22 protein-coding genes are annotated in these 25,043 nt (G+C 55.8%); 5 read left to right on the forward strand and 17 right to left on the reverse strand.

Annotated features, from left to right (window positions below):
- Window positions 1-74: 74 nt before the first annotated feature.
- The 6 genes from AC0YNU_RS06925 to AC0YNU_RS06950 all read right to left on the reverse strand — a co-directional run bounded on the left by AC0YNU_RS06925 (window position 75) and on the right by AC0YNU_RS06950 (window position 6,598).
- Window positions 75-1,127, reverse strand: a complete 1,053-nt coding sequence (locus AC0YNU_RS06925) for an iron-siderophore ABC transporter substrate-binding protein (RefSeq protein WP_475754606.1) — start codon at window positions 1,125-1,127, stop codon at window positions 75-77.
- 130 nt (window positions 1,128-1,257) lie between these two features.
- The gene (locus AC0YNU_RS06930; protein ID WP_475754608.1) at window positions 1,258-2,895 is read right to left on the reverse strand and encodes an AraC family transcriptional regulator; all 1,638 of its coding nucleotides are present in this window, start codon (window positions 2,893-2,895) and stop codon (window positions 1,258-1,260) included.
- 177 nt (window positions 2,896-3,072) lie between these two features.
- Window positions 3,073-3,822, reverse strand: coding sequence for a spermidine synthase (locus AC0YNU_RS06935; protein WP_475754610.1), 750 nt, complete (start codon window positions 3,820-3,822; stop codon window positions 3,073-3,075).
- Window positions 3,823-3,976: 154 nt separating this feature from the next.
- Entirely contained in the window at window positions 3,977-4,579 is a 603-nt protein-coding gene (locus tag AC0YNU_RS06940; RefSeq protein WP_475754612.1) for a hypothetical protein, read from the reverse strand.
- An 18-nt stretch (window positions 4,580-4,597) separates the two neighbouring features.
- Window positions 4,598-5,698, reverse strand: coding sequence for a hypothetical protein (locus tag AC0YNU_RS06945; RefSeq protein ID WP_475754614.1), 1,101 nt, complete (start codon window positions 5,696-5,698; stop codon window positions 4,598-4,600).
- A 435-nt stretch (window positions 5,699-6,133) separates the two neighbouring features.
- A complete protein-coding gene (locus AC0YNU_RS06950) occupies window positions 6,134-6,598 on the reverse strand; it encodes a DinB family protein (protein ID WP_475754616.1) in 465 nt (154 codons plus the stop codon).
- Window positions 6,599-6,799: 201 nt separating this feature from the next.
- Here AC0YNU_RS06950 and AC0YNU_RS06955 point away from each other — a divergent pair, with 201 nt between their 5' ends.
- Window positions 6,800-7,711 carry a LysR family transcriptional regulator gene (locus AC0YNU_RS06955; protein ID WP_475754618.1) on the forward strand — a complete coding sequence of 304 codons (912 nt, stop codon included), beginning with the start codon at window positions 6,800-6,802 and terminating at the stop codon, window positions 7,709-7,711.
- A gap of 48 nt (window positions 7,712-7,759) precedes the next feature.
- On the opposite strand, the gene AC0YNU_RS06960 is transcribed toward AC0YNU_RS06955, so the two are convergent.
- From AC0YNU_RS06960 to AC0YNU_RS06970, 3 genes are all read right to left on the reverse strand, one after another.
- Window positions 7,760-7,963 carry a hypothetical protein gene (locus tag AC0YNU_RS06960; RefSeq protein WP_475754620.1) on the reverse strand — a complete coding sequence of 68 codons (204 nt, stop codon included), beginning with the start codon at window positions 7,961-7,963 and terminating at the stop codon, window positions 7,760-7,762.
- A gap of 155 nt (window positions 7,964-8,118) precedes the next feature.
- Window positions 8,119-9,885 (reverse strand): Rieske (2Fe-2S) protein, encoded by a 1,767-nt coding sequence (locus AC0YNU_RS06965; protein WP_475754622.1) that lies wholly within the window; start codon window positions 9,883-9,885, stop codon window positions 8,119-8,121.
- Between the two features lie 119 nt (window positions 9,886-10,004).
- Window positions 10,005-10,445, reverse strand: coding sequence for an Lrp/AsnC family transcriptional regulator (locus AC0YNU_RS06970; RefSeq protein ID WP_475754624.1), 441 nt, complete (start codon window positions 10,443-10,445; stop codon window positions 10,005-10,007).
- Between the two features lie 148 nt (window positions 10,446-10,593).
- Between AC0YNU_RS06970 and AC0YNU_RS06975 the strand changes: the two genes are divergently transcribed.
- Window positions 10,594-11,595, forward strand: a complete 1,002-nt coding sequence (locus tag AC0YNU_RS06975; RefSeq protein ID WP_475754626.1) for an oxidoreductase — start codon at window positions 10,594-10,596, stop codon at window positions 11,593-11,595.
- 127 nt (window positions 11,596-11,722) lie between these two features.
- Here AC0YNU_RS06975 and AC0YNU_RS06980 read toward each other — a convergent pair whose 3' ends face one another.
- Both AC0YNU_RS06980 and AC0YNU_RS06985 read right to left on the reverse strand, forming a co-directional pair.
- Window positions 11,723-13,057, reverse strand: a complete 1,335-nt coding sequence (locus AC0YNU_RS06980) for an LLM class flavin-dependent oxidoreductase (protein WP_475754628.1) — start codon at window positions 13,055-13,057, stop codon at window positions 11,723-11,725.
- Window positions 13,058-13,261: 204 nt separating this feature from the next.
- Window positions 13,262-13,510, reverse strand: coding sequence for a hypothetical protein (locus tag AC0YNU_RS06985; RefSeq protein WP_475754630.1), 249 nt, complete (start codon window positions 13,508-13,510; stop codon window positions 13,262-13,264).
- A 104-nt stretch (window positions 13,511-13,614) separates the two neighbouring features.
- Between AC0YNU_RS06985 and AC0YNU_RS06990 the strand changes: the two genes are divergently transcribed.
- From AC0YNU_RS06990 to AC0YNU_RS07000, 3 genes are read left to right on the forward strand one after another with little or no spacing between them, the layout of a single operon-like run.
- Window positions 13,615-14,928 (forward strand): spore germination protein, encoded by a 1,314-nt coding sequence (locus AC0YNU_RS06990; RefSeq protein ID WP_475756201.1) that lies wholly within the window; start codon window positions 13,615-13,617, stop codon window positions 14,926-14,928.
- A 1-nt stretch (window position 14,929) separates the two neighbouring features.
- Window positions 14,930-16,021: a GerAB/ArcD/ProY family transporter gene (locus AC0YNU_RS06995; RefSeq protein WP_475754632.1), complete on the forward strand. Its 1,092-nt coding sequence runs from the start codon at window positions 14,930-14,932 to the stop codon at window positions 16,019-16,021.
- Window positions 16,018-17,121 (forward strand): Ger(x)C family spore germination protein, encoded by a 1,104-nt coding sequence (locus AC0YNU_RS07000; RefSeq protein ID WP_475754634.1) that lies wholly within the window; start codon window positions 16,018-16,020, stop codon window positions 17,119-17,121. The genes AC0YNU_RS06995 and AC0YNU_RS07000 overlap by 4 nt, the downstream gene beginning before the upstream one ends.
- Before the next feature lie 110 nt (window positions 17,122-17,231).
- On the opposite strand, the gene AC0YNU_RS07005 is transcribed toward AC0YNU_RS07000, so the two are convergent.
- From AC0YNU_RS07005 to hutH, 6 genes are all read right to left on the reverse strand, one after another.
- Entirely contained in the window at window positions 17,232-18,161 is a 930-nt protein-coding gene (locus AC0YNU_RS07005; RefSeq protein WP_475754636.1) for a VanW family protein, read from the reverse strand.
- Window positions 18,158-19,270 (reverse strand): hypothetical protein, encoded by a 1,113-nt coding sequence (locus AC0YNU_RS07010; RefSeq protein WP_475754638.1) that lies wholly within the window; start codon window positions 19,268-19,270, stop codon window positions 18,158-18,160. The genes AC0YNU_RS07005 and AC0YNU_RS07010 overlap by 4 nt, the downstream gene beginning before the upstream one ends.
- 85 nt (window positions 19,271-19,355) lie before the next feature.
- Entirely contained in the window at window positions 19,356-20,375 is a 1,020-nt protein-coding gene (gene hutG / locus AC0YNU_RS07015) for a formimidoylglutamase (protein WP_475754641.1), read from the reverse strand.
- Window positions 20,321-21,625 carry an imidazolonepropionase gene (hutI, locus tag AC0YNU_RS07020; RefSeq protein ID WP_475756203.1) on the reverse strand — a complete coding sequence of 435 codons (1,305 nt, stop codon included), beginning with the start codon at window positions 21,623-21,625 and terminating at the stop codon, window positions 20,321-20,323. Before hutI ends, hutG begins: the two co-directional genes overlap by 55 nt.
- Window positions 21,626-21,627: 2 nt before the next feature.
- The gene (hutU, locus tag AC0YNU_RS07025; protein WP_475756205.1) at window positions 21,628-23,319 is read right to left on the reverse strand and encodes a urocanate hydratase; all 1,692 of its coding nucleotides are present in this window, start codon (window positions 23,317-23,319) and stop codon (window positions 21,628-21,630) included.
- Window positions 23,320-23,354: 35 nt separating this feature from the next.
- On the reverse strand, window positions 23,355-24,884 hold the full coding sequence (hutH, locus tag AC0YNU_RS07030) for a histidine ammonia-lyase (protein ID WP_475754643.1): 1,530 nt from the start codon (window positions 24,882-24,884) through the stop codon (window positions 23,355-23,357).
- Between the last annotated feature and the right edge of the window lie 159 nt (window positions 24,885-25,043).

Below are 25,043 nucleotides of genomic sequence, written 5' to 3' on the forward strand. Positions count from 1 at the left end.
CTCCCTCGAGGTCAGATAGAACTTCTCCTCGAGTTGTCCCAAGTCATTCGTACTCACTGCATGCCCTCCTTTTATTATTGTTTTTCTCCGAATGCTTGGACGACTTCGTCAACGGCGTTGCTATCGGCCAGCGGAGACATGCCAAGGTTGAACCATTCTTCGCCTCCCATGAGATAAACCTGGTTTTTCTTTACCGCCGTCATATGCTTCCATAAAGAGCTATCGAGCATTTCCTTATACCGATCTTGAATGACTTGGTTAGACTCGTCGCTCATTTGCAAAATGATATGATCCGCGTTGTATTCAGGAATTTTCTCCAAGGAGATCGCAAGGCTGACTTCGTTTTGCGGGAAATTTTTGATCGCGCTCAAACCCAGCTCTTTGTGAATAAATTTGCCGCGATCGCTGTTTTCGCCGTAAATGAAGATTTCCTTATCCATGATCTCCATATAGAGGACGGTCTCGTCGCCGACTAATGCATCAAGCTTCTTCTCGGCTTCCTCTTCCTTGGCTTTCAAATTCTGAATGACCGTTTCGGCCTGCCCTTTTTTACCGAGAACATCGCCGATATCCCGTAATTCGTCGCGCCAATTATCCCGCTCCGGCAGAAGAACGGTAGGCGCGATTTTGGATAGCTGCCCGTAATCCTTATCGGACCACCAAGTGGGCGCAATAATCAAATCGGGCTTGGCAGCTAAGATCGCTTCAAAATCCGGTGTTCTTGCAATGCCCATTTTGATCGTATCTTTAAAGGGCTCCTTCACGTAAGAAGGAAACTCCTGGTGATAGTTTTGAACGGCAAGCGGCGTTACGCCAAGCGCGTACAGAAACTCCGGATACACAACGGATAGGCCAATGATCTTCTTGGGATCGGCCGGGATGCTGACATCCCCTTTCAAGGTCTTTATCACGCGTTGTTGATTGGTTTCTTCTGCGGTCGCGGTACTATTCGCACTCTCGCCACTAGCATTGTTAGTCGTGCTCTTATTATCGTTGCTGGCGTTACCAGTATTCTCGGCTGCCGTATCGGGCTTATTCGACGATGTATTAGCCGACCCGCAAGCCGTACTTACCATGATAAGGAATACGATAACTAACCCTCTGACCCAACGTACGTTTTGCTTCATTTCTCCGGTGCTCCCCCTGAAATAGCTAATTTGAAAATGACGCTCACTAATTAAAATTGATTATCATTATCATCTACTAGGAGTATAAATGAATTTTCAATTTCGGAATATTGATGATAGCGACATAAACTTATGCACGATTCCGCCAAAGCTTGAGTGCTTCGTCAAGCATGAGCTCGTGCGTAAACGCCGTGTATTCCACCCAAGGATAGGAGGGAATGAACGCTACCCGATTTTTCCGGACCGCTTCCAGCCTGTTCCAGTCCCCGGAATCGGCTAGCGTTTGCCACGTAAGTTGGGATAGTGGATCCTCGTCCACGACAAGCAGGATTCGGTCGGCCGCGAATCCCTCCAGCTCCGCCGGATGCACTTTCTGGTCCGGTTTCATGCGATCGACGCCGTTCGCGGGCAACAGCTTCAGATCATCGTAAAATACCGTGGCTAGACTTCGGCTTGCCAACACGGTGCAGCCCTCTCCCGTAATTCTCAGGATGAGGAGACGATCGTCTCTCAGCGCATCCTGGACTTCTTCTCTGACGAAGCGAGCTTTACGATCATAATTATTCAGCCAAACCTCGGCGGCGGCAGACCGATCAAGAAACTCCGCGATTAATCGCAAATGCATGCGCCAGTCCACTTCCATCCAGGGCACGAAATACGACGGTGCGATTGCCTTCAACTCGTTCTGCTCCTCGACTGAGGCGTGGATGTCGATCCCGATGATGAAATCAGGGGCGGCGAGAGCAATTTCACCTTTCTTTGCCCGTTCGATCGAGCTGAGCGGTATTACGGCATCCGTCTCGTATTTTCTTCTATAATAGTCGGTCCATGGATGATCGGCCGGCGCGGCGCAAGGCGTGATTTGCAGGGCAATCAGCTGCCCGATATTCGCGTTATGATACGCGACGATCTTCTTTCTGCTGTTCTTCATAAATGCCGCTGGCGGGATACCCGAGACCTGTTTGAATTTACGCCGGAAATAAATATCGTCCTGATAGCCGACATGCCGCGCGATATCCCGGAGCCGATCTTGTCCGCCTGTCCGAATGAGCTGCTGCGCCTGTTTGATCCGGTAGAACGTCAAATAATCAATCGCGCCGCTGCCATACCTCTTCTTGAACAATCGCATGAAATGACGCGAACTGATGCCTACCAAATTGGCCAACTGCTCAATCGTCAGTTCCTGCTGATAGTGCTGCTCGATATAGCCTTTTGCATAATCCAACGCTGCTTCCAAGCCGTTTTCTTGGACGAGAAGCGCCTCCTCCAGAATGGTTTCTATCAATTCGTGGAACAGAATTTGGCTCCGGAAGCGTTCCAAAGGTTCTTCGCTCTTCATGTATTGGTCAATCGTCCGGCATGCAACGTGCACCGATACCGGCGAGGCAACGATAACCTCCCCTTGCACCGGAAACGGACTGTTCCGTCTCACCTTCTGTATCGCAAGCGAAGTCGCAGGATCGTCGCTGAAAACATCGAAGCCCAACTCGTAAAATCCGCGTTCATCCAGCGAATGAACGGCGGCTTCTATAAGTTGGCCCGGTTTTAGCACATACACGCCGCCTTGCCGAAGCTCCATGAAATGTCCATCTATATGAAGACGGCCTATACCGCTGGCCATGACGAGCATCATATGTTTCTCGATAAATTGAAGCTTAAGTTCCCATTCATTCATGTGCTTCGTATGCGAGATATCCCGAAGCTTAAATACCAGGCCTTCCAGCGAGGCGTATACGTTGTGCTCCTTATTCTTGTTTCTGTCACCCAAAGCAAGACCACCGCCCTTGTACGATCTAAGAGCATTTTAGCTTACAAGCATGCGGACGGCAATTACTATCCGCGCATAACAAAACCGGCACAGGCCTGCTAATGGCTTGTGCCGGCTATTGGCAATTGCTTAATCAACCGTAACGCTTGCCCAGAGGTTCCGTCATGCGATAAACCGTCAGCCGTTCTCCATAATGATATGGCCCAGAGCGGGCTCGAACAAAACGAAGCCAGCCATCTCCCGCGCCCGGCATTCGATTCGGCGATTCCGCCCCGCAAGCAGCACGTTCCGCACTTCGGACGCCCTGCTCGCGGGAAGCATGAAAGCCGACACGTGCGAGAACGTTTCCCGCATCGTCGCGTAGAGGGCGCCGATCAGCCAGTCATCGGGCCCTTTGCCCGTCACGTTCAGCACGATCGTCCCGCTGGCGTCGAGCTTCTCCGCTGCCGTCATGAAGAAACGGTTCGTCGTCAAATGCCGGGGCACGCCGCTGTCGGTGAAGGCGTCCACGACTATGCTGTCGTACGTCTCCGCTTCCTCTTCCTCCAATATACGGCGGCCGTCGCCTATCGCGACGGTCTCCCCGGCGCATCCGAAATAGCGTTCGCTCGCCCGGACGATCCTTGCGTCGAGTTCTGCCGTCTTGAACCGCGCTCCCGGGCAATGCCGGGCAATCGTTCCGATCCCGTGTCCGATTTGAAACACGCGCTCTAATCGCGGATGATTGTGCGTCAGCAGATGAACGATTGCCCGCGGATATTCGAACACGATTCGTTGCGGGTCGTCCAAATCGAGCGCTCCCTGCACGGCCGCATCCGAAAATTGCAGCACTCGAAAATTCCCTTTCTCGCCGTAGATCTCGTTCACGTCGCCCACGACGAATCCGTCGCGGCCTTCCTCGGCCACCGCTTCATAAAGCACGCGCATGCAATGGGCCTCCTTTCTATTCTGGTGCGTTCGGGACTTCCGAACGGTTGAGCTTCAACGGAAAAACAGCCCCATCCGGGCCACCCGGCGGGACTGCTCTCGGTTGATTTCATTCGAGCGCATATTCATGAACGCCATGAAACGACTCACTCTGCTATTGTTCGGTCTTCCGTTCGCGCAGCAGCTTCGCTATTTCTGCGTCGAGGTCATCCGACTTGCCCTGCCGCAGCTCCGTCAACGCCTCGGCGGTCAGCGACTCCTGCGTCAATCGCTCAAGCTCGGCATCGCGACGGCTTGACGACACGGCTTGCCTTGCTTCCCGTTCGGAGGACGCGGTCAGCTTCCTGAGCATCAACTTGTCATGTTTGCCGCCAGCCTCGTCTACCGCTTGCTTAAACGCGGCGTAGCGCTCTTTCGTCTGAAGCAGACCCTCTTCCATGACACGTGCCGAGGCCTGCGACGATTCCATCCTCTTCTTCGTTGCGAACTCCCGTTCGAGCCACATCCGCGCGCCGTCGGAATCGCTTCGCGCGGCAGCCTCTTCGGCTGACGCGCGGAAGCCGGCTGCTTGGCGCTCCAATCCGCGCATGCGGTCCTTTGCGCTCAGCAGCTCGGATTCCAGCTTGCTGATCGCGACGGCGAACTCGCGCAGTTTCTCGCCCGCCGCCTCCAGGTAGGCTTCGAACGACGCTTCGTCGCGGCTGCCGGACGGCTCGGCGGATCCGAACAATCCTTTAATCCGGCCCATCAAACCCATACGATCGCTCCCGCTGTCTTAATCTTCGCAATATTTCCGTGAATCCGCCGCTCGGAACGACGCTTGCGTAATGAATCTGCCCGGCTCGCCGTCGTCGCCATACTCGAAGACGAAGACGTGGCTGCGCGGAATTTGATTGCCCAGCACGTTGACGTAGGGCGACAAGACCCGATACACCGAAGGGAACGGACAGCAGTACCAATAGGAATCTTCTTTGATCATGCCATGCGCCAGCAGCTCCTCCACCGTCGTCTCGTATTCGCGTTCGACCGGCGTCTCGTTGAAGAGCTCCCAATGCTCGTTCAAATCCTCGATCGCCTGTGCGCGTTCGCCCGATAGGTTGATGTCGCGAATCGCGAGCTCCGATGTCACTTTCCAAATGTCGCGGGAATCCAGCTTGCACCGCTTGAACGCGGCTCCCGCGCGGTTCGCGCTTCCCCCGGCGGCTTTCAACAGCTCCGGCGCTTTCAGCCCCTGCGCGATCAAGATGAAGTTCGACAACGCGATCCAATATTGCTCTTCCGCTTCTTCGTGGCTCTCCGCCGATACGCGGCGGCCGTTCGAGATCGTGCCGACGATGGCATCGCCTGCCTGCCTGCGCGTCCTCGCTTCCTCGTACAACAGTATCGCTTCCTTGAACCGTTCTCCTTCGCCGCGCGCAATATCGACGTCGAGCTTCAACAGCTCTTCCATGTCCCCGGCCGCCCGGCGAAGACCGGCCAAATGCGCCTCCGGACAAGGCTGCGGCCCTTCGATCTGCTTGCCGAGCGTAACCGGCAGCGCCATGCGGGCGGAATTAGCGAACGCTGCCTCCTGCCTGGCGGCGACCATAATATCCGGCAGTGCGCCGTACCAGACATCCGCTTGGTCATGCGTCACGATCGGCACCGGCTTCGGTTCGCCTTCCCCGTCGAAAGCGTCGCCGATGAGCGCATCGGCCATCGTCTGCAAGCTGCGAGCCGCCTGCACGAACGCCAGCGCGCGCGGTGAATTGCTGCCGGCGAATTCCACGTGGAGGGAATACACTTGCTCGCCCAATCGTTTGTAGGCTTCCAAATGCTCGATCGGACAAATCTTCTGTCCCGTAATGCCTTCTCTCAACCAATCCATTAATCCCATATTGAAACCTCCAGTGACGATAGTAATGAATTGTACGCAGCGGTTTACGCCAATGTTTCATAAAAGTTGTATAAAGGCTTTCCCAAGACCGACCGACTTCCCGCGTCATCGAATAATTCTCGCCGTACCTGCAGCAAAGATCGTTATCCTGGCTAACGTCATTACTAATTTCAACCCCTTGATTGAAATATCCTGCCCATATGGATCATATAGGCTGCCGATATCGAAGATCATCGGTCGTTGCACGATATGGAGCAGCGAAAAAAAGAGACCCGCAGCATCGGGCCGCGGGTCTAAAGTATATATACAAAAGGGGGGTCGAGTTCTAGTATAGCCCAGCTCCCTAAAGACGAGTTAAAGATTGGATTGCATTCTCTTTACAATTGTCCTACAAAACGAATACCAAGATTGGTTGCCACGCTGCGTCTACCGCTTCTATTGAACTAATTTGAACTGGCTCATGACGACACCCAAGTGGATGGCTTCATGAAGAAGAGCGAAATTAAACAGCTCTCCGGCCGTGACAAATTGGAACGGTCCCATTTCAAACGGAGACTGAAGTCGCTGTTCGAGCATTTCGGGCGTCAGTTCCGATAGGCGGGACAATTGCTCTGCTAACCTCTCGATCAGCTCCTCTTTCGATGGTGGATTGGTAGTCCAATCCGAGGGTTTCGTTCCGGAGTTGAACAGTGCCTCGTAGAGAGCCGGAATCGCATGCGGGGAACCGAAGCTCAGCGCAGCGTACTTATCCATCCAGTACGCCATATGTCCAATATTCCAGCGGATCGTATTATTGAAGCCTTCCGGTTGAACATCCAGCTGCGACTCCGAAATGCCTTGAAGCTGCCCGATAACGATCTGACGAAGCACTTTACCCGTGTTAATGACTGGCTGTACCATTCTTGAAACGCCTCCCCATGTTCGATTGTTGGATGGTTCCTTTCACAACCAAAGTGTAGCTCTTACCGCCGTTGCGCAACAATCGCGAGATTCCGATGCAATCGATCGGTTTTACTAATGAAAGATTAGCAATTGTTGGAATCCGGTTTTGGTCGTTATAATGATCGAAAGGAGTTCGTACATCGAAAGGGACGTGAAGGAATGGAACTCAGACAGCTCGAATACTTTTCCGCCATCTGCAAGGAGATGCATTTCTCCAGGGCGGCCGAACGGCTCTGCACGACGCAGTCGAATCTCAGCCAACAGATCAAGTTTTTGGAAAACGAGCTCGGCGTTCCGCTGTTCAATCGGATCGGCAGACGGATCACGTTAACCGACGCAGGACAAATACTTCTCGACGAATGCCGACTCATCTTCGAACGCATCGATCATATCAAAGGGGCGATATCGGATCTCAAACGAATGGAAGGCGGCAAGCTGGACATCGGGATTCTTCCGGGCGACGGGGACCTGCTGTTCGACGCCTTATTGATAGACTTCCACCGTACGTACCCCAAGCTGTCCATAAGCGTTACGGAAACGATGAATGTGTATGAAGAGGTTGTCGGCGGGATAAGAGATCTCGGCGTAACCACGGTTCCTGCCAAGCCGGATGAGCGCCTTGCGATCATCCCCTTGTTTCACGAGGAATTTGCTTTAGCCATCCATTCGGATCACCCCATTGCGAAGTCGCAGGCAATCCCCTTCGAACAATTACAGCAATTGAAGATGGTTATGTTCGGGCCGGAGCATCAAATCACAAAGCTCATTCACGCGTGCTGCCAAGAAAAAGGAATCGCGATCGACGCTCCGATCGTTACCTCAACCTTATCGACGCTGCTGTCGTTAGTCGAACAAGGGATAGGAGCCGCTATTCTTCCGCGTTTGCTGCTCGATTACTTAGACCGCGAGCATATCGTTGCCGTCAAGCTGCTCCATCCTACGCCGAGCCAAGACATCTGCATGCTCTATCGTACCGACAAGTTTTTAAGCCAAGCAGCCAAGCTGTTCATGCAAGAATTGCAGGCTTTCCTCCAAAGCGTCACGGAGCGTAGCACGCGGTCATTGGGATAATAGGAGGCTCAATGCGTCCAAGCGCTCGCGTACTTCAGGTAACGGCATCTAATTAATCCATGTTTCCGACCAGTAGGCCTTCATGAAATCCAGCAGCCGCTCCAGGACCTCTACGCCGAACGTCTCGGTTTCCTTCGCCGCCCGAAGCAACGCTATCGCACGGTCCGCAACTTCCGGATCGTCAGGCCGCCCGCCTTGCGGAAACGGGAACCTCCTTACCCGCAAACGGATCAGATGCCAATGGCAACTCATATCTATCACATTTTTATAAATTCCGTGATTCCGCGTTTCTGCATCTCCTCCAATTCGAGAAAAAACTACAATCTCCCTGCTGCTCGCTATTTGCAGGTTATCCGCATAAAAAAACCAGCCGAAGCGTCCCTGCGCTTCGGCTGGCGTGTCACCTGCTATTCTTCTTCAAATAACCGTTCGCCTTTATGCAGCCGCCAGGCGATTCTGGCCGTATGCGGGAGCTCGCGCGCGGTCGGCGCGTGCGCCGCCAAATATCGGGTACAGGCGAGCAGCATCGTTTCCTTGGCTTTCTCCGCGGAAGCGCCTGCCGCCGCTTGCCAATGGTCGTATTCGGCCACTGCGGCCTCGTACATTTGGAACGAATGGAATTCCGCATCCTCCCTCAAGAGCGCATGGCCAAGCGTGTTCAGTAGCGCTCCCGAATCGCCTCCGCCGTGCACGTAGTCCGTCACCCATTGCGCGGCCGGTCCAACCTGCTGGCGCTGATCGAGCATATCGAGCAGTTCCTGGTGGTTGACCGGCGCCGGGGCAGCGGAAGGCTTCGGGCGCGCGGCCGTCGGCACGTTCAGGAAACGGTCGAGATAGACGCTGACGGCACCGTGAAATATCGCTCGCTGCAGCAACGGTTCATCCGACTGCAGCAGCCTTTCGTGGACCGCATGCGCATACGTGAACGTATGAAGCACGGCAATCCAATCGCCGAAATCGTTCTGCGTATGGAACCGAACGATCCGTTCAGCGGCGGCCCATGCAACGAGCTGCGCCAAGTGCGCCGGAGCCGTTCCCGCGAGAAGCAGATCGCGAAGCAGCAAGATCGTCTGATCCGGCTTATCGCTTAGCAGCTGCTCCAGCACTTGCGCTTCCCGTTCAGCAGTCAGCCGCGAACGCGCTGCCTCGCCGGCGAGCTTCGCCTGTTCCGCCGCATGCAGCTCCAATGCAAGCACCGCTTGCTTGATCGGCTCTACGAGGTTCAGCGGCGCCTGCCACTGATGGAGCTCCTCGCTCCGGGTCGGACGCGCCATCATCGGCACGAGCGAGGTGAGAATTCGCTCCTTTTGCTCCCCCTCCGCCCACTCCAGCGCCTCGAAAGCTTTGCTGTGGAAGTCGAATACATGTCCGCCGTCGAGATAGAAGTGATCCGTCGCGGCGGTAAGCATCATGTCCGATAACCGCCTTGTATCGATGCCTTTCAATATGGCGGTGAGGAGCACTTTCTCGGCCCCTTGGGTATCCCGTACCTCGATGCAGCTTCGGTACCATTCGGTCAGCCGTTCGAACGGCACGTCCGTCGACGGCAGCGCCGAGAGCAAGTGACGGGTTCCCCTGCCCGAGCTTCCTCGGGCGACATGAACCAGTCCCTGGTACAAGGCGAGTATCGTACCGTTCTTGTCCAGCTTGCCGACGCTTCGCGCCATCGCGGTCAGAATGGTAAGCCCTGCATTCCAGCCCGTTCCGTAAGTCGTGCCGAATTCGATGCCGATGCGGGCGACTTGCTGCTCCGGCACGCCCGCTTCGATCAGTCCGACGACCGCTTTCGCGACGACGATGCCGATATTTTGCTCGAGCCCTTCTTTTAATTTCAGCTTGTATTTGTTCGCGCCTCCCGTGCTTCTGGAGACCGGATTGACCCATATTTCGCCGTCGTCGACCCGCACTTCATGCGACGGAACATCGTCCGCCCACGGATCGAGCGTGCCGCCGCTGCAAACGTCAAATCGCGCATGATGCCAGTGGCACGTCAATATCCCGTCGCACAAGCTGCCCATATGAAGCGGAAATCCCAAATGCGGGCAGCGGTTGTCCACCGCGTAGACGCGCTCTTCATGATGGAATACGGCGATACCTCCTCGTATAACCTTAGCCCTCTCTTGTTTAAGCGCTTCCAAATTTCCTGCCGAAATCCATTTTGCACCGATGCCCATCGAAACAGCCTCCTTGTCGATATGCTGCTTGCCGCACTGCATCATTCTTTGAAAAGTTCCTGCTCTGATAATAGATATTCCACCCTAACATCCTCATAACCTTCGTAGGGCTGCAAATCTCAGCCCTTCACATGGCTTGCGACAAGACTCTTATCCTCGAATGCCGTCGAGAGCACGATTAAAGTCGTCGAGAAACCGAAGGCATTGCACGCGTCGAGAAAGTGAGTCAAGGTTTCGCTTGTTTCGGTGAGGACCTTCATCAGAAAGTTGAATTCCCCGCTTATTCTGTACAGTTCGACGACCTCGGGAGCCTCTTCGCAGAACGCGGAGAAGTCCTTGCAATTATTCGTTCTGAACATCACGAATGCCGTGCAATGGTTGCCGAGTTTCTGCGGAGACAGCTGCGCGCGATAGCCTGTGATCACGCCTTGCTCCTCTAATTTCCTCAGCCTCTCCGTTACGGCCGGCTGCGACATCGCGATCGTTCTGCTCATCTCGGAGATGGGGATTCGAGCATTTTCGTGCATCAACCCTAATATTTTGTAATCGATTTGGTCCATGAACGCAAGCACCTCACTATTAAAGGTATTTTATTAAATTTAACGATAGATATGACTTAAAATACGCCTTACTCCTTTACAATATCATGTAATTTTTTCATGATCCATACTAAAATGTCCTTATTCGATCGCAAAGGAGAGCAACGCTATGACACCGACCTTGAACGACCCCATCTCGATTGGTCCATTACGATTAAAGAACCGACTCATCATGGCCCCCTTGCAGCAGTACAGGGGTACTCCCGACGCGTTTGCCACTGAGCATCACATCGAACATTACGGCCGAAGGGCCAAGCATGTGGGGCTTATTATTCTGGAATCTACCGCAGTCGCTGCGAATGGCAGACTATGGGGCAACGATATCGGAATCTTCACGGATCGGCACATGGAGCCTTTAAGGAAAATCACGGACGCGGTCCACGCGCACCGAACGCCCGTCTTTATCCAGCTGTCGCACGGCGGACGAAAATCTTCGCCCGAAGTTACGGATTCATTGGTCGCGCCGAGCGCGATTGCGTACGACGATCATTTCGGCACGCCGAAGCCGCTGTCCGTATCCGGCATTAAAAGCATCGTCGAGGAATATCGTCTAGCGGCTAGACGGAGCATGGAAGCGGGATTCGACGGAATCGAGATTCATGCGGCGCACGGTTTTCTGATCCATCAGTTCTTATCGCCGCTATCCAATAAGCGGGAGGATGCCTACGGCGGTTCTTCCGAGAACAGAGCGAGGTTTTTGAAAGAAGTTCTCTTCGCGATTCGAGAAGAAGTCGGTCAAGCATATCCGGTCATCATTCGAATTTCTGCTACCGATTACAGTGAAGGCGGCCTGACTCCCGATGAGTGGGCGCGCATGTTAAAGCCGCTCGAGTCTCAATTGGATGCGATCCACGTCTCTTCAGGCGGAAATCTCCCTATACAACCTAGCGACGTCTATACCGCCTATCAGCTGCCTCATGCGGCCGCGATCAAACAGCATTTCAATATTCCGGTTATTGCGGTCGGCAAAATATATACCCGCAGTCTCGCGAACCGCATACTCGAGGACCGCTTGGCCGATAGTATCGCGATCGGTCGACCGCTCTTGGAGGATCCCGATTACGCGGCACATATTTTGATGCCTCAGGAGCATGCGAGCAGCAGCGTATAACAAGGAGAAGACGACCCCTATTCCGGTTATGGAGTAAAGGTCGTCTTTTTCGTTATTCAAGCCGATTCAGTAGTCAATCGGATTCTTTGCCTATCCGGATGCAGGTAGCCTTAAAACGCCGCTAGGCTCATGAATGAGCGTCCGCCGTCTTGCGCGTGTAACGGTTGGCCGGTATCGGGAGTCCGAGGTTGCCGCGGAGCGTGTCCTCCTCGTACGCTGTCCGGTAGACGCCTCTCTCTTGCAGAATGGGCACGACCAGCTCGACGAACTCTTCCAACGCATTCGGCGTAACCGATTGAATGATAAACCCATCGGCGGCGCCTTCCTCATGCCAGCGTTGAATCAGATCGGCGATATGCTCCGGCGTTCCGATGAACTCGCCCGGGGGCGTCACCGTACGGAGCGCGAGCTGCCGAAGCGTCAGCTGCTGCTCCTTGGCGATACGCTTGATTCGGTCGGTGATGCTTTTGTAGCTGTTGTCGCCCAGGTTGCCAAGGTCGGGAAACGGTTCATCCAGCGGGTACTGCGAGAAGTCGTGATGCTCGAAGAATCTGCCTAGATGGGCGATCGCGCCTTCGATCGTAACGAGATTCGCGATTTCCTCGTACTTGCGCTCTGCTTCTTCCTGAGTCCGGCCGACAAACAGCCCAATACCAGGCAAAATCGCAATGTCGTCTTCCGATCGGCCATAGGCCTTGGCACGGGCTTTCACATCGCTATAGAAAGCCTTGGCTTGCTCGATATTCTCGTGCTCCGTCAAGACGGCATCCGCCGATTTGGCAGCCAGGTTTCTGCCGGCCTCGGACGACCCTGCTTGGAAGATGACAGGCTGGCCCTGCTTCGAGCGGGCGATATTGAGCGGTCCCTGAACGGAGAAAAATTCGCCTCGGTGATGAAGCGCGTGCAGCTTCGACTTGTCGAAAAACACCCCGGTCTCCTTGTTGCGGATAAACGCGTCGTCTTCCCATGAATCCCACAGTCCCCTGGCTACCTCGATATACTCCTCCGCCATGCGATAACGCTCGGGATGGGTCGGATGCCGTTCCTTGCCGAAGTTGAGGGCCGAGCCTTCAAGCGGGGACGTCACGACATTCCACCCGGCTCTGCCTCCGCTGATATGATCCAAGGATGCGAACTGCCTGGCAACGTTGAACGGTTCGCTGTAAGAGGTTGACAGCGTGCCGACGAGTCCGATTCTGCTTGTCGCTGCGGCCAGCGCGGATAGGATCGTAACCGGCTCGAAGCGGTTCAGGAAATGCGGGATCGATTGCTCGGTAATATAGAGCCCGTCGGCGATGAAGACCAGATCCATTTTACCGGCTTCGGCAATTCGGACTTGTCGTTTGTAGAATTCCAAGCTGACGCTTGCATCCGTCCGGATGTCCGGATGCCTCCACAAACCGATATGCGCGCCTACGCCCTGTAAGAGAGCACCGAATTTGATCGCTTTTTTCTTGGCCATGCACTACCACGCTCCTGTTTGGTCGAATTATTCATACTGGCGAGTTCCTTCTCCGTTCCTATCCCCCGACTTGACATCTCCAATAGAAATAATAGGAAAAAGATATCGCTTAGCTTAGCACTGCCTTTTCCCGACGGTCCAATAGATTTTCATTCAAAAAGCATGAAAAATTCGATACGTAAGTTTAAAGAAAATCACTGGATTTTAAATTGAATTTAACGGTTTACAGGTCTGTTTTCCTTTAAATTCATATGCAAAACAGCCTATTGATTTTGTACTATGAAGTGTTAAAAGCTGCGCGGCGATGAAATCGTGAATGCGCATGGCGCTGCAGACATCCTTAAGCTTCTCCTTACTTACGTCGTTCAGACCGGTCGATTTCCCTCCGCCGCTGGCACCGACCAGCGCGATTTTCCGTCCGATGGGAAACAGCGGTGACTTGTGCACGATCATGCAAGCGGAGCGGCCGATACACCGCATACATTTATCCTTTTTTGGAATAATATCGGAAGCCATCCTGGAAGAATCAGAATCGGAGCGTGTATTTATTGTCTATCGTGGCCATGCTGCAGCGTCATTACGCGCACGACAACGATTTCATTTCGCGTCATATCCACCTCGGAACTGACGATATTACGGTGCTGGGATTAAAGTCGTTGATCGACTTCCCTCAGACGATCTCGATGATCCGAGATCTCATCCAAGTCGAAGACTTGGCCGAACACGGTCTGCGCGAGGTAGTCGTCGGACTCGGGGACGACTTCTCGTCCCGTCCTTCCCATGCGTTCGTCGCCGAAATTCAGATCGGCATGCTGCTCGTCGTCCATGAGACCTCCGCTACCTGCGTCAGCCTGATTCCGGTGCCGCAGACGCTCAGCCGTTCGATATCGGCGCCGCTGACCGAGAATAGCATCATGGGTTCGAACAGCGCTTTCAACGAGGATATGGAAACGAACATCGGGCTGCTCCGAAGGCACACGAATGCCGACAGTCTTGAGCTCGCAACCTACTCGTTCGGGAAAACCTTGCAGAACCGCGTGACCGTGTCCTATCTGAAGGGCAGCATCGATCCCGCATTCCTGCGGACGCTGATTGCGGCCATCGAATCGAAGCTGAACCTGGAAGTAAACAACGCGCAGGATCTCATGAAAGTGCTCGGCCTGTCTTCCTTCAATCTGATCACCCATTACCATACGACGGAAATGCCGCAAACCGCAATGCGCGCGTTACGCAACGGAAGAGCCGTGCTCTTCATCGAACGGATTCCGTTCGCGCTCGTCCTGCCGAGCTTATTCACGGATTTATTCATGACCGAAGACGACCGGAATCTGACGCCCGTCTTCTCGGTCTTACTGCGCTTACTGCGCCTGGTCGGCGTTCTCACCACGCTTATCGCGCCGGGTCTGTACGTCGCGCTCGTGTCCGTCAACCCGGACGTGCTGCGGTTCGAGCTGGCGCACTCGATCGCCAAGAGCCGGCTGGACGTGCCCTATCCGGCAATCGTGGAGACGCTGCTGCTGTTATTCGTCCTGGAGCTGTTGATGGAGGCCATCATCCGGCTCCCTTCCAGCGTCGGTCCGACCGTTACGATGGTCGGCGGCATCGTGCTCGGGCAAGCCGCCGTATCGGCGAAGCTGGTCAGCAACCTGCTCATTATCGTGCTTGCCGTCATCACCATTTCAAGCTCAACGGTCGTCGGCATCCAGAATTCGATGTCGGTTCGATTGTTCAAGTATCTGCTCTTGTTTCTATCCGCCGCTTTCGGCGTGCTGGGTCTCATGTCGGGACTCGTGATCATCTGTTCGTATATAGCCGGATTCCAGACGCTTAACGTCCCTTATCTGCAATCAAGAAAGCCCAAAGGTGAATGACATGCACAAAAATTTACAAGTTCCGCTTGTTTTTATCATCACGCATATGGGGTTGATTTTCTTTATGTATCCCACCGACCTCATCGCAAGTACCGCGGAAACCCATTGGGTGCCCATCCTTACCGGGTTCGTGCTGCAATTCGCGTTGCTGGCCTTGTACATGAAAGCCGTACGATTCTATGGCAACCAGAACATCGTCACGACGCTGATGAAGCAGAGCAAGTGGCTGGCTTGGGCGATTCTGCTCCCGGTCATGCTGCATCTGGCCATGATCGCCGTCCTGGCGGTGAGGGCCTATTCGGAGATCATATCAATCATTTTCTTATCGAATACGCCGCTCTGGATTCTCATGTGCCTGCTGATCGTGATTCCGACCTTCATCGTCATGCATGGCGGCGTACGGGGGCTGATGAAGACCGGCCTGCTATTAAGCCTCGTGTTTCTCCTGCCGGCGATATTCGTCCTTGTGTACGCTCTCCAAAACATCGATCCGCATTACGCGCTGCCGCTGCTTCCGAACGATCCGAAGGACTTCTCGTTTCTTACCTATTCCTCCTTCTACAAATGCTTGTTCGCGTTCTCGGACTGCTTCCTCTTCCTGGGGTTCGTGCCGCCCTATGTCCCGTATAAAGCAAAATCCATCTATATCGCCAGCCTGATGCTCCTGCCGTTGTTCATGCTGTCCGTCTATATCCCGATTCTGACGCTAGGCGAAGAAACGGCCAAACAGCTGGAGTTCCCCTTTATCTTCACGATCGATACGATCGAGATCGATTGGCTGATGTTCGAACGGGTCTCGATGTTCCTGGTTCTAAGCTCCCTCGCCTTCATCATGCTTTTCATCGCTTTGGTTCTCTGGCTGCTGGTCAATATTTTCCGGCACAGCATCAAGGACGTGAAGACGTCGATCCTGCATCCGGTGCTCTCCGTTCTCACGTTCGCAGCATGCCTGTTCATTCCCACCTTGAACGCGACCGAGGCATTCCTCCATTGGGAAACCATCCTTCTTGGGTATGTGGCGATCGTCACGCCGTTCGTCCTTCTCCTGACGGGGCGGCGTCATTTCAAGCAGCTGAGCAGGGATGCAGGATGAGAGCGACGGTGAAGTGGACGGTCGCGGTCGCCTTATTGTTCTTGCTCGGCGGCTGTTGGGACAACAGGGATATCAATCATCGCTCCCTGCCGATCGCCATGGGCATTGCTTACAAAGAAGGCGGCTATACGATCTATCTGGATATTCCAAGCGTGAGCGAGGATAAAGAAGAAATCCAGATCATCTCCGACCATGGGGATTCCATCAACGAGGTCATCGACCATATCAGCATGAACATGGAGAGCCAGGTCGATTTGCTCCATCTTAAAGTGATCCTTGTCGATCAAGCGTTTGCGAAGCACGGCTTGGCCGAAGGCGTTGCAAGCATCATTCGTTCGAGGTACATCGCGCCCAAAACGACGTTCGTCATTTGCGACGAACCGCTCGACAAGTTCTTCAACCATATCGACGCCAGTTCAACGGATGACGGAACGGCAATCTACGACTATTTCCAGAAGAATGCCGGCTGGAGCCCCAATATCGCTTATACGCCGACTTGGCGGATCTTCAGAAGCATCCATTCCTACACCCACGATGTCGTCATACCCATCATCAAATCGGGGGACTCGACGGTGATCAAGAGCACGGGCTCGGCGATCATGAAGAACGGCAAAATGGTCGGAAGAATGACCAATGAAGAAACGCTGCTGTACAACGTCTTCACCGGCGTGAATACCCAAGGAAAAATCGAAGTCATGGGCCATGCCACGGTGCAGATCGTCAGCAGCCGCGTCGGAAATCGGAGCCGCATGGAGCAAGGCCGGCCTCGTCTAAGAAGCACGGTGCATCTCAAAATCACCGTCATCGATACCGAGGGAAGTCCTTCGATGCAATTGATTAAATCGGAGCTACAGGAGCTTGTCTCGAAAGGTTTCGTGCAGCTGTTCATGAAAGTTCAGAAGAGCGGTGCCGATATCTTCGGACTCGGCCAGTATTTCCGCGATGATCTGACGCGTTCGCAGCTGTCCGGGTGGCGAACCGATTATTTGCCGAACATGAAGGTGGATCTCCACGTGAAATCGACGATAAGGAATACCGGTAATTTGAAAGCGCGGAAACACGGGGGCCGGCTGGCACGCGGACCGGGACCGGTGTCGTGATAAAGCCTGATTTCTCAGGCCGTTCAGACGCAGAGAAACCCCGGCTACTCATAAGCCGGGGATTTCTAATGCATATAATCGCGGCTGGAAACAACGCCAACGGCGATTTCCTATCGGTAATTGGCATCTTCTTGGGCCGTCGCGGAGATTTCTTCCGGAAGCTGCCCGAATGACATGCCTGGCACGACGCGCGGCTTGTAATCGATGACGTCGGAGGAATAGATCGCCACGAATAATTTGCCTGGGGCTACCTGTGCTCGGATAAGGATCGGCTGATTGTAGCCGTTCTCGAAGACGAAATCGGGACCGTTCCAGCTGACGGTCGCGTCGCGCCCCGGCCTCACGTACGGCACGTGCCGGCTGTGCGAGTAGCGCTTCACGATACGCAGCCCCGCGCGGTCGCTCGCATTGAACAACGTCGAAGACACTTGGCATATTCCGCCGCCGATTCCCTCCGATAATTCGCCTCTGACGATGATCGGTGCTTCCAGGTAGCCGGTTTCTCTCGTACGCTCGCCGACAACCAGATTGAATGAGAACGTCTCCCCGGGGAAAATGACCGTATTATTGATCGCTTGCGCCGCCAGCTTGATATTATGCGCGCGATTCTTGTTGCGATTATTGTAGTAGGTGACGTACTGGCCGATCGGCTTCTCCTTAATGTTCGCCAGCAGCTCGCGGTCAACCCGCGGATAGACGGCGGCAAGCGGCGCATCGATGACGGATGAGCCGCTGCCATAGAAGAAGGCAAAGAATTTCGCGGTAAATTCCATCCGATTGAGTTTGTGCCCGCTCACTTCGGGTATGATTCCGCCTCGATCGCTAATGGCCGCATTTCGAGGGGCTTCATAACTTTGCCGTTCCAAGGTTTTCATAAGTGCGTCGAATTTGTCCAAATCCACCATCGTAAAGCCGGGCGACGCGTAATCGGCGCGTTCGATCACGACGGGGTTTCGCCCCCGAAGATTCACGGATAGCTGCTCGTCGCTGCCGCCCAGCTGAAGTTGTCCCAACATTATCGTCGCCAAGAGCCACTTCATAACGCGTTCTCCACGTTTTCGATGGTCCATGGCTGCATGACGGAGCTTCTGCGCAGTTGAAAGACGAGCGACTTCTCCGCCTTCCGGAAACCGTCGCGGTAGATAACCGCTTTGGCCGGTACATCGACGGTCAGCAGATCGGAAGATGCGGTCCCCTCATATTGCGACTCTCTGCGGATGGCTATGACATCGGCCGCCTCCTCCTTCAGTCGCACCAGCTGCTCATGGTTGCGATACGGGAAAATCGCGGTCATGATCTCGGAGTCCCGCTGGTTGATCGCGATGAAAAACAGCTCCACCAAGTCGTTAGGCGAAGCCTGCTGCGCATATTGCCGGAGCTTTCCGGCCGCTTTATGCACCATGGTCTGATGATCCCTGTCGACGCTCCCGGTTTTGTGCGTGCTGCTGCCTAGAAAGTGGATGCAAAAATGTCCCTGAAAATCGTTGTCCGGGATACCGTCCCCGCCGTGCGGCATGCCGTTCATGGAACCGGCGATGGTTTGACCGTCCTTCACGACAAGGACGGCCCTGCGTCTCCAGCTCCACTTCCCTTGATAGATCCGCTTCATGATTTCCGTATCGCGCTTCGTCAACGGCTGCACGTCGGCATGCGTGCTTCCCGCTCTCCGCTGGACTTCGAACCGCAGACCGGTCTCTAGATCGACAACGGAGAGAATCGATTTCATCGGAATGATCGTTTTCGCCTCGGGCCACGTTAGCAATCTTCCGTAATGCTTCGACTTCATAGCGGATACATGGGCAGCAAGCTGTTGTCTCATTACTCCGCCAAGCTGGATCGCCGTGGAATTCGCCGTATCGTAGAGTTGATAAGACGGATCGATGCTATACGTTTTATCGTTGATGGACAAATAGGTATCGGAAATGGGAACATAGGCAGTTTGCTGCGTGACGCCTTTCGAAACCGCATCGACCCATTTTTTGGAATCGAGCAGCATCTGGGATGCCATGACGGCATTTGGAGAAGTTTTGACGATCAGCTGCACGGAAGGTTCCTCCGATTGAAGTGCCAATGCTCGCACGGGATCGCAAAACAACGCAAAAAAGGCGGTGCCGATCAGGCACAATCGCTGTATACCCTTACCTTTCATACTGTATTCTCCCTTCTGACTTACACTATTGCTTAAAGGGAGGTAAACCATGCGTGGAAAAATATAACATGCCGACCTGTCTGATTCATCGCGGCCGTCCTGCCATTCCCGCCAGAAAAGTGAGCATGAATTGGACCGCAAGGCGAGAGGTTACGTTGCGAACATCCACGGACGGATCGATACAAACGAAATCGATCGCCGCCACCTGCGGCAAAGCGCCTAATCGGTAGAGCGCGTCGAGCGCATCCCAAGGACTCATCCCCCCTGTCCCGATGGCCGGACATCCCGGAGCGAAGGCTTGATCGATCACGTCGACGTCGAAGCTGACATAGATGGCTTCCGTACCGTCGCCGGCAATCGCAAGCGCCTGATCGATAATGGAATCGATGCCCATGCGCCTTACATCGCGCGAAGTGAAAACGCGGACCCCTTTGGCCGCCACATAATCGTGATAAGGCTTCGCGTTCATGAACCCGCGGATGCCGATTTGCACGATATGACGGCCCTCTGCGAGACCCGACTCCAGAATACCGCGAAAAGGCGTCCCGTTGGTGACCCCGCCGTCTTCGAAATTGCGCACGTCATGGTGCGCGTCAAAGTGGATGATTCCGATTTTTCGGCCGGGGTAGCGCTCGGCGAACGCTCGGACCGACGGGCAGCTGATGGAATGGTCGCCGCCCATGACGATTGGAACGATCGCCGGCTGAACCTCGTACAGCGCGCGCAGACTCTCCTCGATTCGCCGATGGCATTCCGCGATGTCCGTCACGTGCATGCGGATGTCGCCCAGATCGCGGACGGCCATGTCCTGCAGGTCGACTCCGTACTCCATGGAATACGTCGTAAAGGATTTGAACGCGGCGCGTATCGCCGCCGGCGCTGTCGAAGCGCTCGATATCGAAATCGAAGATTTCGATATCGGGACGCCGACGATTCCCGCAAGCAGCGGCTCCGCGCCGTCCCATTGCCGAATCCAATGCGCGACCTTCGTCTCGTATCGGTCTTTATAGGCCGCCTGTTCCGGCGATTTCAAATAGGGGATCTCCCGGTTCATGGCATCGCCTCCCCGGAGCTTGTCAGCGGCTTGACGATTTGCCGGTTCCATACGGCAGCCTCCCCGTTCTTGATTACGCCGTACGTATGGTTGATGCCGAAATGGTACGGCAGATAAGCGAGATTCGGCGCATCGAACAGCGCGATGTCCGCGCGTTTCCCGACCTCGATCGTACCGATCCGCTTTCCTCGCCCGATCGCGCCAGCCGCGTTGATCGTGCAGGCCGTGAGAATTTCTTCCGGCGTCATCTTCAAGTTCAGCGATGCCAGCACGATCACGAGCTGCATGGATTCGCTCGGACATGAACCGGGGTTGTAATCCGTCGCCAGCGCGACGGGCAGGTTGAACGTATCGATCATGTCCCGCGCGCGGGCGTGTTTGTTCAGGCCCAGGTTAAACGACGTGCCGGGCAGCAGAACCGGAATAACGCCTCTCGACGCCAGCTTGCGCAGTCCTTCGTCGGATGCAGCCAGCAGATGATCGGCGGATATCGTTCCGAGCTCCCCTGCTAATTCGGCGCCGCCGAGCGATTCGATCTCGTCGGCGTGGATTTTGGGAAGCAGGCCGCAGCGCAGCCCCTCCAGCAAGATACGTCGGGATTGCTCCACGGTAAAGACGCCCTGCTCGCAAAAAACATCGCAAAACTCGGCCAGTCCTGCTTCCGCGATCATGGGAAGCATCCCGCAGACGAGGTCCGCGTACTCGTTCGTCCGCCCTTTGAACTCGGGCGGTACCGCATGCGCGCCCATGAACGTTGACGCCACGTCGAGCGGATGGCTATCGTCTAACCGCTTCGCCGCGCGCAGCTGTTTCAGTTCGTCTTCCAAGGAGAGCCCGTAGCCGCTCTTCGCTTCCACCGTCGTGACGCCTTGCAGCAGCATGATGTCGAGGCTGCGGCTGGCTTTCTCGTACAGCTCCCGTTCGCTCGCCGCGCGAGTCGCTTGAACGGTGCTCAGAATGCCGCCGCCTCGAGCCAATATCTCCAAGTAGGGCATGCCGGCGCGTTTGAGCGCAAGCTCGTGCTCGCGCGATCCGCCGTGCACGAGATGCGTATGCGGATCGACGAGGCCAGGCGTGGCCAAGCAGCCGCGCGCGTCAAGCGTTTCCACGATTTCCGTTCCGTTCAATGCTTCCAATACTTCCGCTTCGGGACCGACAAGCGCAATCAGGCCGTCCCGAATTGCGATCGCAGCGTCCGGAACTTCCCGGATCTCGTTCATTTCCTTCCCGCAGCGTGGCGTGTCCCCGACCGGGGTAACCAAGCAGCCAATACCGGTCAACAGCAGGTCGATTCGTTCGATGGCTAATCACCTCCAGTTTGTTGCGATTCCTCGCGCATCGGTATGCGGATGCCATGTTTCTCCGCGGTTTCGATCGCTTCGTCATAACCCGCATCCACGTGACGGATTACGCCCATGCCCGGGTCGGACGTCAATACGCAGCGAAGCCGTTCCGCCGCTTCTTCGGTACCGTCCGCCACGACGACCATCCCGGCATGCAAGGAGTACCCCATGCCGACGCCTCCTCCATGATGCACGGAGACCCAGGATGCACCGGACGACGTGTTGATGAGCGCGTTCAGAATCGCCCAATCGCCGACCGCGTCGGAGCCGTCCTTCATCGCCTCCGTTTCCCTGTTCGGCGAAGCCACGGAGCCGCAGTCCAGGTGGTCGCGGCCGATCACGACCGGAGCCTTCAACTCGCCGCTTCGAACCATGTCGTTCAGCGCGAGACCGAACTTCTCCCGTTCCCCGTAACCGAGCCAACAGATGCGCGCCGGCAGCCCTTGGAACGCGACGCGCTCTTGCGCCATCTCGATCCAGCGGCGCAGACGATCATTCTGCGGGAACAGGCGAAGGACGAGCTCATCCGTCTTATGGATATCTTCCGGATCTCCGGAGAGCGCGACCCATCGGAACGGTCCTTTGCCTTCGCAAAACAATGGGCGGATATAGGCCGGCACGAAGCCCGGGATATCGAAGGCGGCCGCAACGCCTTCGTCGAACGCGACTTGACGAATGTTGTTGCCGTAGTCGAAAACGACGGAACCCGCCTGCCGCAAGTCGAGCATGGCCCGAACGTGAATCGCCATGCTTGCCTTGGCGAGCCGAGCGTAGCGTTCGGGATCGCGCGCCCTCAGAACGGCCGCTTCGTCCAAGGTGAAGCCCGCAGGGATATAGCCGACGAGCGGATCGTGCGCGGAGGTTTGATCGGTTACGAAATGCGGCCTGATGCCCCGGCGGACGAATTCAGGGTACACGTCCGCCGCGTTCCCTACGAGACCGATGGCGAGCGCCCGTTGCTCGGCAAGCGCTTGATCGGCCAACGCCAACGCATCATCCAGCGTTTCCGCCAGCACGTCGCAGTACCTCGTCCGGATGCGACGTTCGATTCGGCTGCGATCGATTTCGACGGCAATGACGACGCCTTCGTTCATCGTAATCGCAAGCGGCTGCGCGCCGCCCATGCCGCCAAGCCCGGCCGTTAAAGTCAGCGTGCCTTTCAACGTCCCCCCCGCATGTTGACGGGCCGCTTCGGCGAACGTTTCGTACGTGCCCTGCAGAATTCCCTGCGTCCCGATATAGATCCAGCTGCCCGCGGTCATCTGACCGTACATCATCAGCCCTTTGCGCTCAAGCTCGCGGAAGTGCTCCCACGTCGCCCATTTCGGCACGAGCACGGAGTTGGACAGCAGCACGCGAGGCGCGCGTTCATGCGTCCGGAAGACGCCGACCGGCTTGCCGGACTGAATGAGCAGCGTCTCGTCGTTCGCAAGCCGCCGCAGCTCGCGCACGATGGCGTCATAAGCAGGCCAGCTGCGCGCGGCTTTGCCGATGCCGCCATAGACGACCAGCTCCTCGGGGCGCTCCGCGACGTCAGGGTCAAGATTATTCATCAGCATGCGGAGCGCGGCTTCCTGCACCCAGCCCTTGCAGGACAATTCCGTGCCGCGCGGGGCTCGGATGTCGCGTCTTGAATCGGCCGGCTTATTCATCGTCATAGCGGATTCCTCCCATGGCTTGCGATTGGTTAATACAACGAACCGGCGACGGCCTCCACCGCATCCAGCCACTCGCCGGACAACAAGGCGGCCGCCGTGCGCTCGATATCTTCGGACATGGACCGGTCCTGGGCGACCGGCCGAACGAGCGCGCGCAGTTTATCGTAGAGTACGCGAGTCGCGGGCGCCAAACCGTCCGCACCGACGAAATCGGCAGCTTCGGCCGCGCAGATCAGCTCGATCGCCAGCACTTTGGATACGTTGCCGACGACCTGTACCGCATGCCTCGCGGCCGTCGTTCCCATGGATACATGGTCTTCCTGATTGGCCGACGACGGGATCGAATCCACGCTCGCGGGATGGGCGAGCACTTTGTTCTCGGAGACGAGCGAGGCGCTGACATACTGCGTAATCATCAGGCCTGACGCGAGGCCCGGGGCGTGGCTGAGGAAGGGAGGCAGCCCGCCGGAGAGCGCCGGATTCACGAGCCTTTCTGTGCGTCGTTCGGAAATATTCGCGAGCTCGCTCATGCCGATCTTTAGAAAATCCATCGCGAACGCGATCGGCTGGCCGTGGAAGTTGCCGGACGAGACGACCTTGCCTTCTTCTAGGAACAAGAGCGGATTGTCCGTTGCGGAATTGATCTCGATCGTAAGCTTATCCCGCACGTACGCCAGCACTTGCCGGGTAGCGCCATGCACCTGAGGCAGGCAGCGGAGCGAGTACGCATCCTGGACCCGGATCTCTCCTTGCCCCGTGGTCAATCGGCTTCCCTTCAGCAGCGCGCGGAGATTCTTCGCCACGCCGATCTGTTCGGGATACGGGCGCGCAAGGTGCACCTCCTCCGCGAATGCCTCGGGGATTCCGCGCAGGCTTTCCAAGGTGAGCGAAGCGATCGCGTCGGCAATCTGAACCAGCCGATAAGATTGCATGAAAGTCAACGTCCCGATCGACGTCATGATCTGGGTTCCGTTGATGAGCGCTAGCCCTTCTTTGGCCTGCAGGGCGATCGGTCGGAGTCCGGCCCGCGCCAGCGCTTCCTCGCCCGGAAGCCGCTCGCCCAAGTAGGTAGCTTCACCTTCGCCCATCAGCACGAGCGCGAGATGGGATAATGGCGCCAGATCGCCGCTGGCGCCGAGCGAGCCTTGCTCCGGAACGACCGGGTGCACGCCGCGATTGACGCAGTCGATCAGCAGCTGCAGCGTTGCGGGCCGAACGCCGGAATAGCCTTTGGCAAGCGCATTGGCGCGAAGCAGCATGAGCGCCCGCACGGTTTCCTCCGGCAGCGGGCGGCCGACGGCGCAGGCATGGCTGCGGATTAAATTGATTTGCAGCTTCGCGGAATCTTGCGGCGAGATTTGCACGTCGCTGAATTTCCCGAACCCCGTGCTTACCCCATACACGACTTTTCCGGCGGCCGCCAGCTCCTCCACCATCTCGCGGCAGCGTGCGACCCGTTCGCCTGCTTCGCTGCTCAGCACGACCTCCCTTTGTTCAAAAGCGACTTCCATGACGGTTTCAGGCGTCAGATTCCGTCCGTCCAGTAGGATAGGCGTCATGTCAACACCCCTCTCTTGTTGTAGCAACAACGATTTCAAAAATAAAATCCCCTTTCTTGCTTTACCATAAGAAAGGGACCGAGCGGAAGCTATCAGCTTCCACGCGGTCCCTTTTTGCGAAGGGCGGTATGCGATTGTCCCGTATCAAGCTTTCGCCCA

The sequence above is a fragment of the Paenibacillus sp. J31P316 genome (assembly GCF_056269105.1).

What these genes read in the sequence shown, in the direction of transcription:
- AC0YNU_RS07005 (WP_475754636.1), bottom strand. Translation starts at nt 18,161, where the DNA reads ATGAAGTGGCTCTTGGCGACGATAATGTTGGGACAACTTCAGCTGGGC.
- AC0YNU_RS06945 (WP_475754614.1), bottom strand. Translation starts at nt 5,698, where the DNA reads ATGGGATTAATGGATTGGTTGAGAGAAGGCATTACGGGACAGAAGATT.
- AC0YNU_RS06940 (WP_475754612.1), bottom strand. Translation starts at nt 4,579, where the DNA reads ATGGGTTTGATGGGCCGGATTAAAGGATTGTTCGGATCCGCCGAGCCG.
- hutU (WP_475756205.1), bottom strand. Translation starts at nt 23,319, where the DNA reads ATGAATAAGCCGGCCGATTCAAGACGCGACATCCGAGCCCCGCGCGGC.
- AC0YNU_RS06960 (WP_475754620.1), bottom strand. Translation starts at nt 7,963, where the DNA reads ATGAGTTGCCATTGGCATCTGATCCGTTTGCGGGTAAGGAGGTTCCCG.
- AC0YNU_RS06985 (WP_475754630.1), bottom strand. Translation starts at nt 13,510, where the DNA reads ATGATCGTGCACAAGTCACCGCTGTTTCCCATCGGACGGAAAATCGCG.
- hutG (WP_475754641.1), bottom strand. Translation starts at nt 20,375, where the DNA reads ATGGAACCGGCAAATCGTCAAGCCGCTGACAAGCTCCGGGGAGGCGAT.
- AC0YNU_RS06970 (WP_475754624.1), bottom strand. Translation starts at nt 10,445, where the DNA reads ATGGACCAAATCGATTACAAAATATTAGGGTTGATGCACGAAAATGCT.
- AC0YNU_RS06955 (WP_475754618.1), top strand. Translation starts at nt 6,800, where the DNA reads ATGGAACTCAGACAGCTCGAATACTTTTCCGCCATCTGCAAGGAGATG.
- AC0YNU_RS06935 (WP_475754610.1), bottom strand. Translation starts at nt 3,822, where the DNA reads ATGCGCGTGCTTTATGAAGCGGTGGCCGAGGAAGGCCGCGACGGATTC.
- hutH (WP_475754643.1), bottom strand. Translation starts at nt 24,884, where the DNA reads ATGACGCCTATCCTACTGGACGGACGGAATCTGACGCCTGAAACCGTC.
- AC0YNU_RS06925 (WP_475754606.1), bottom strand. Translation starts at nt 1,127, where the DNA reads ATGAAGCAAAACGTACGTTGGGTCAGAGGGTTAGTTATCGTATTCCTT.
- AC0YNU_RS06965 (WP_475754622.1), bottom strand. Translation starts at nt 9,885, where the DNA reads ATGGGCATCGGTGCAAAATGGATTTCGGCAGGAAATTTGGAAGCGCTT.
- AC0YNU_RS06975 (WP_475754626.1), top strand. Translation starts at nt 10,594, where the DNA reads ATGACACCGACCTTGAACGACCCCATCTCGATTGGTCCATTACGATTA.
- AC0YNU_RS07000 (WP_475754634.1), top strand. Translation starts at nt 16,018, where the DNA reads ATGAGAGCGACGGTGAAGTGGACGGTCGCGGTCGCCTTATTGTTCTTG.
- AC0YNU_RS06980 (WP_475754628.1), bottom strand. Translation starts at nt 13,057, where the DNA reads ATGGCCAAGAAAAAAGCGATCAAATTCGGTGCTCTCTTACAGGGCGTA.
- AC0YNU_RS07010 (WP_475754638.1), bottom strand. Translation starts at nt 19,270, where the DNA reads ATGAAAGGTAAGGGTATACAGCGATTGTGCCTGATCGGCACCGCCTTT.
- AC0YNU_RS06950 (WP_475754616.1), bottom strand. Translation starts at nt 6,598, where the DNA reads ATGGTACAGCCAGTCATTAACACGGGTAAAGTGCTTCGTCAGATCGTT.
- AC0YNU_RS06995 (WP_475754632.1), top strand. Translation starts at nt 14,930, where the DNA reads ATGCACAAAAATTTACAAGTTCCGCTTGTTTTTATCATCACGCATATG.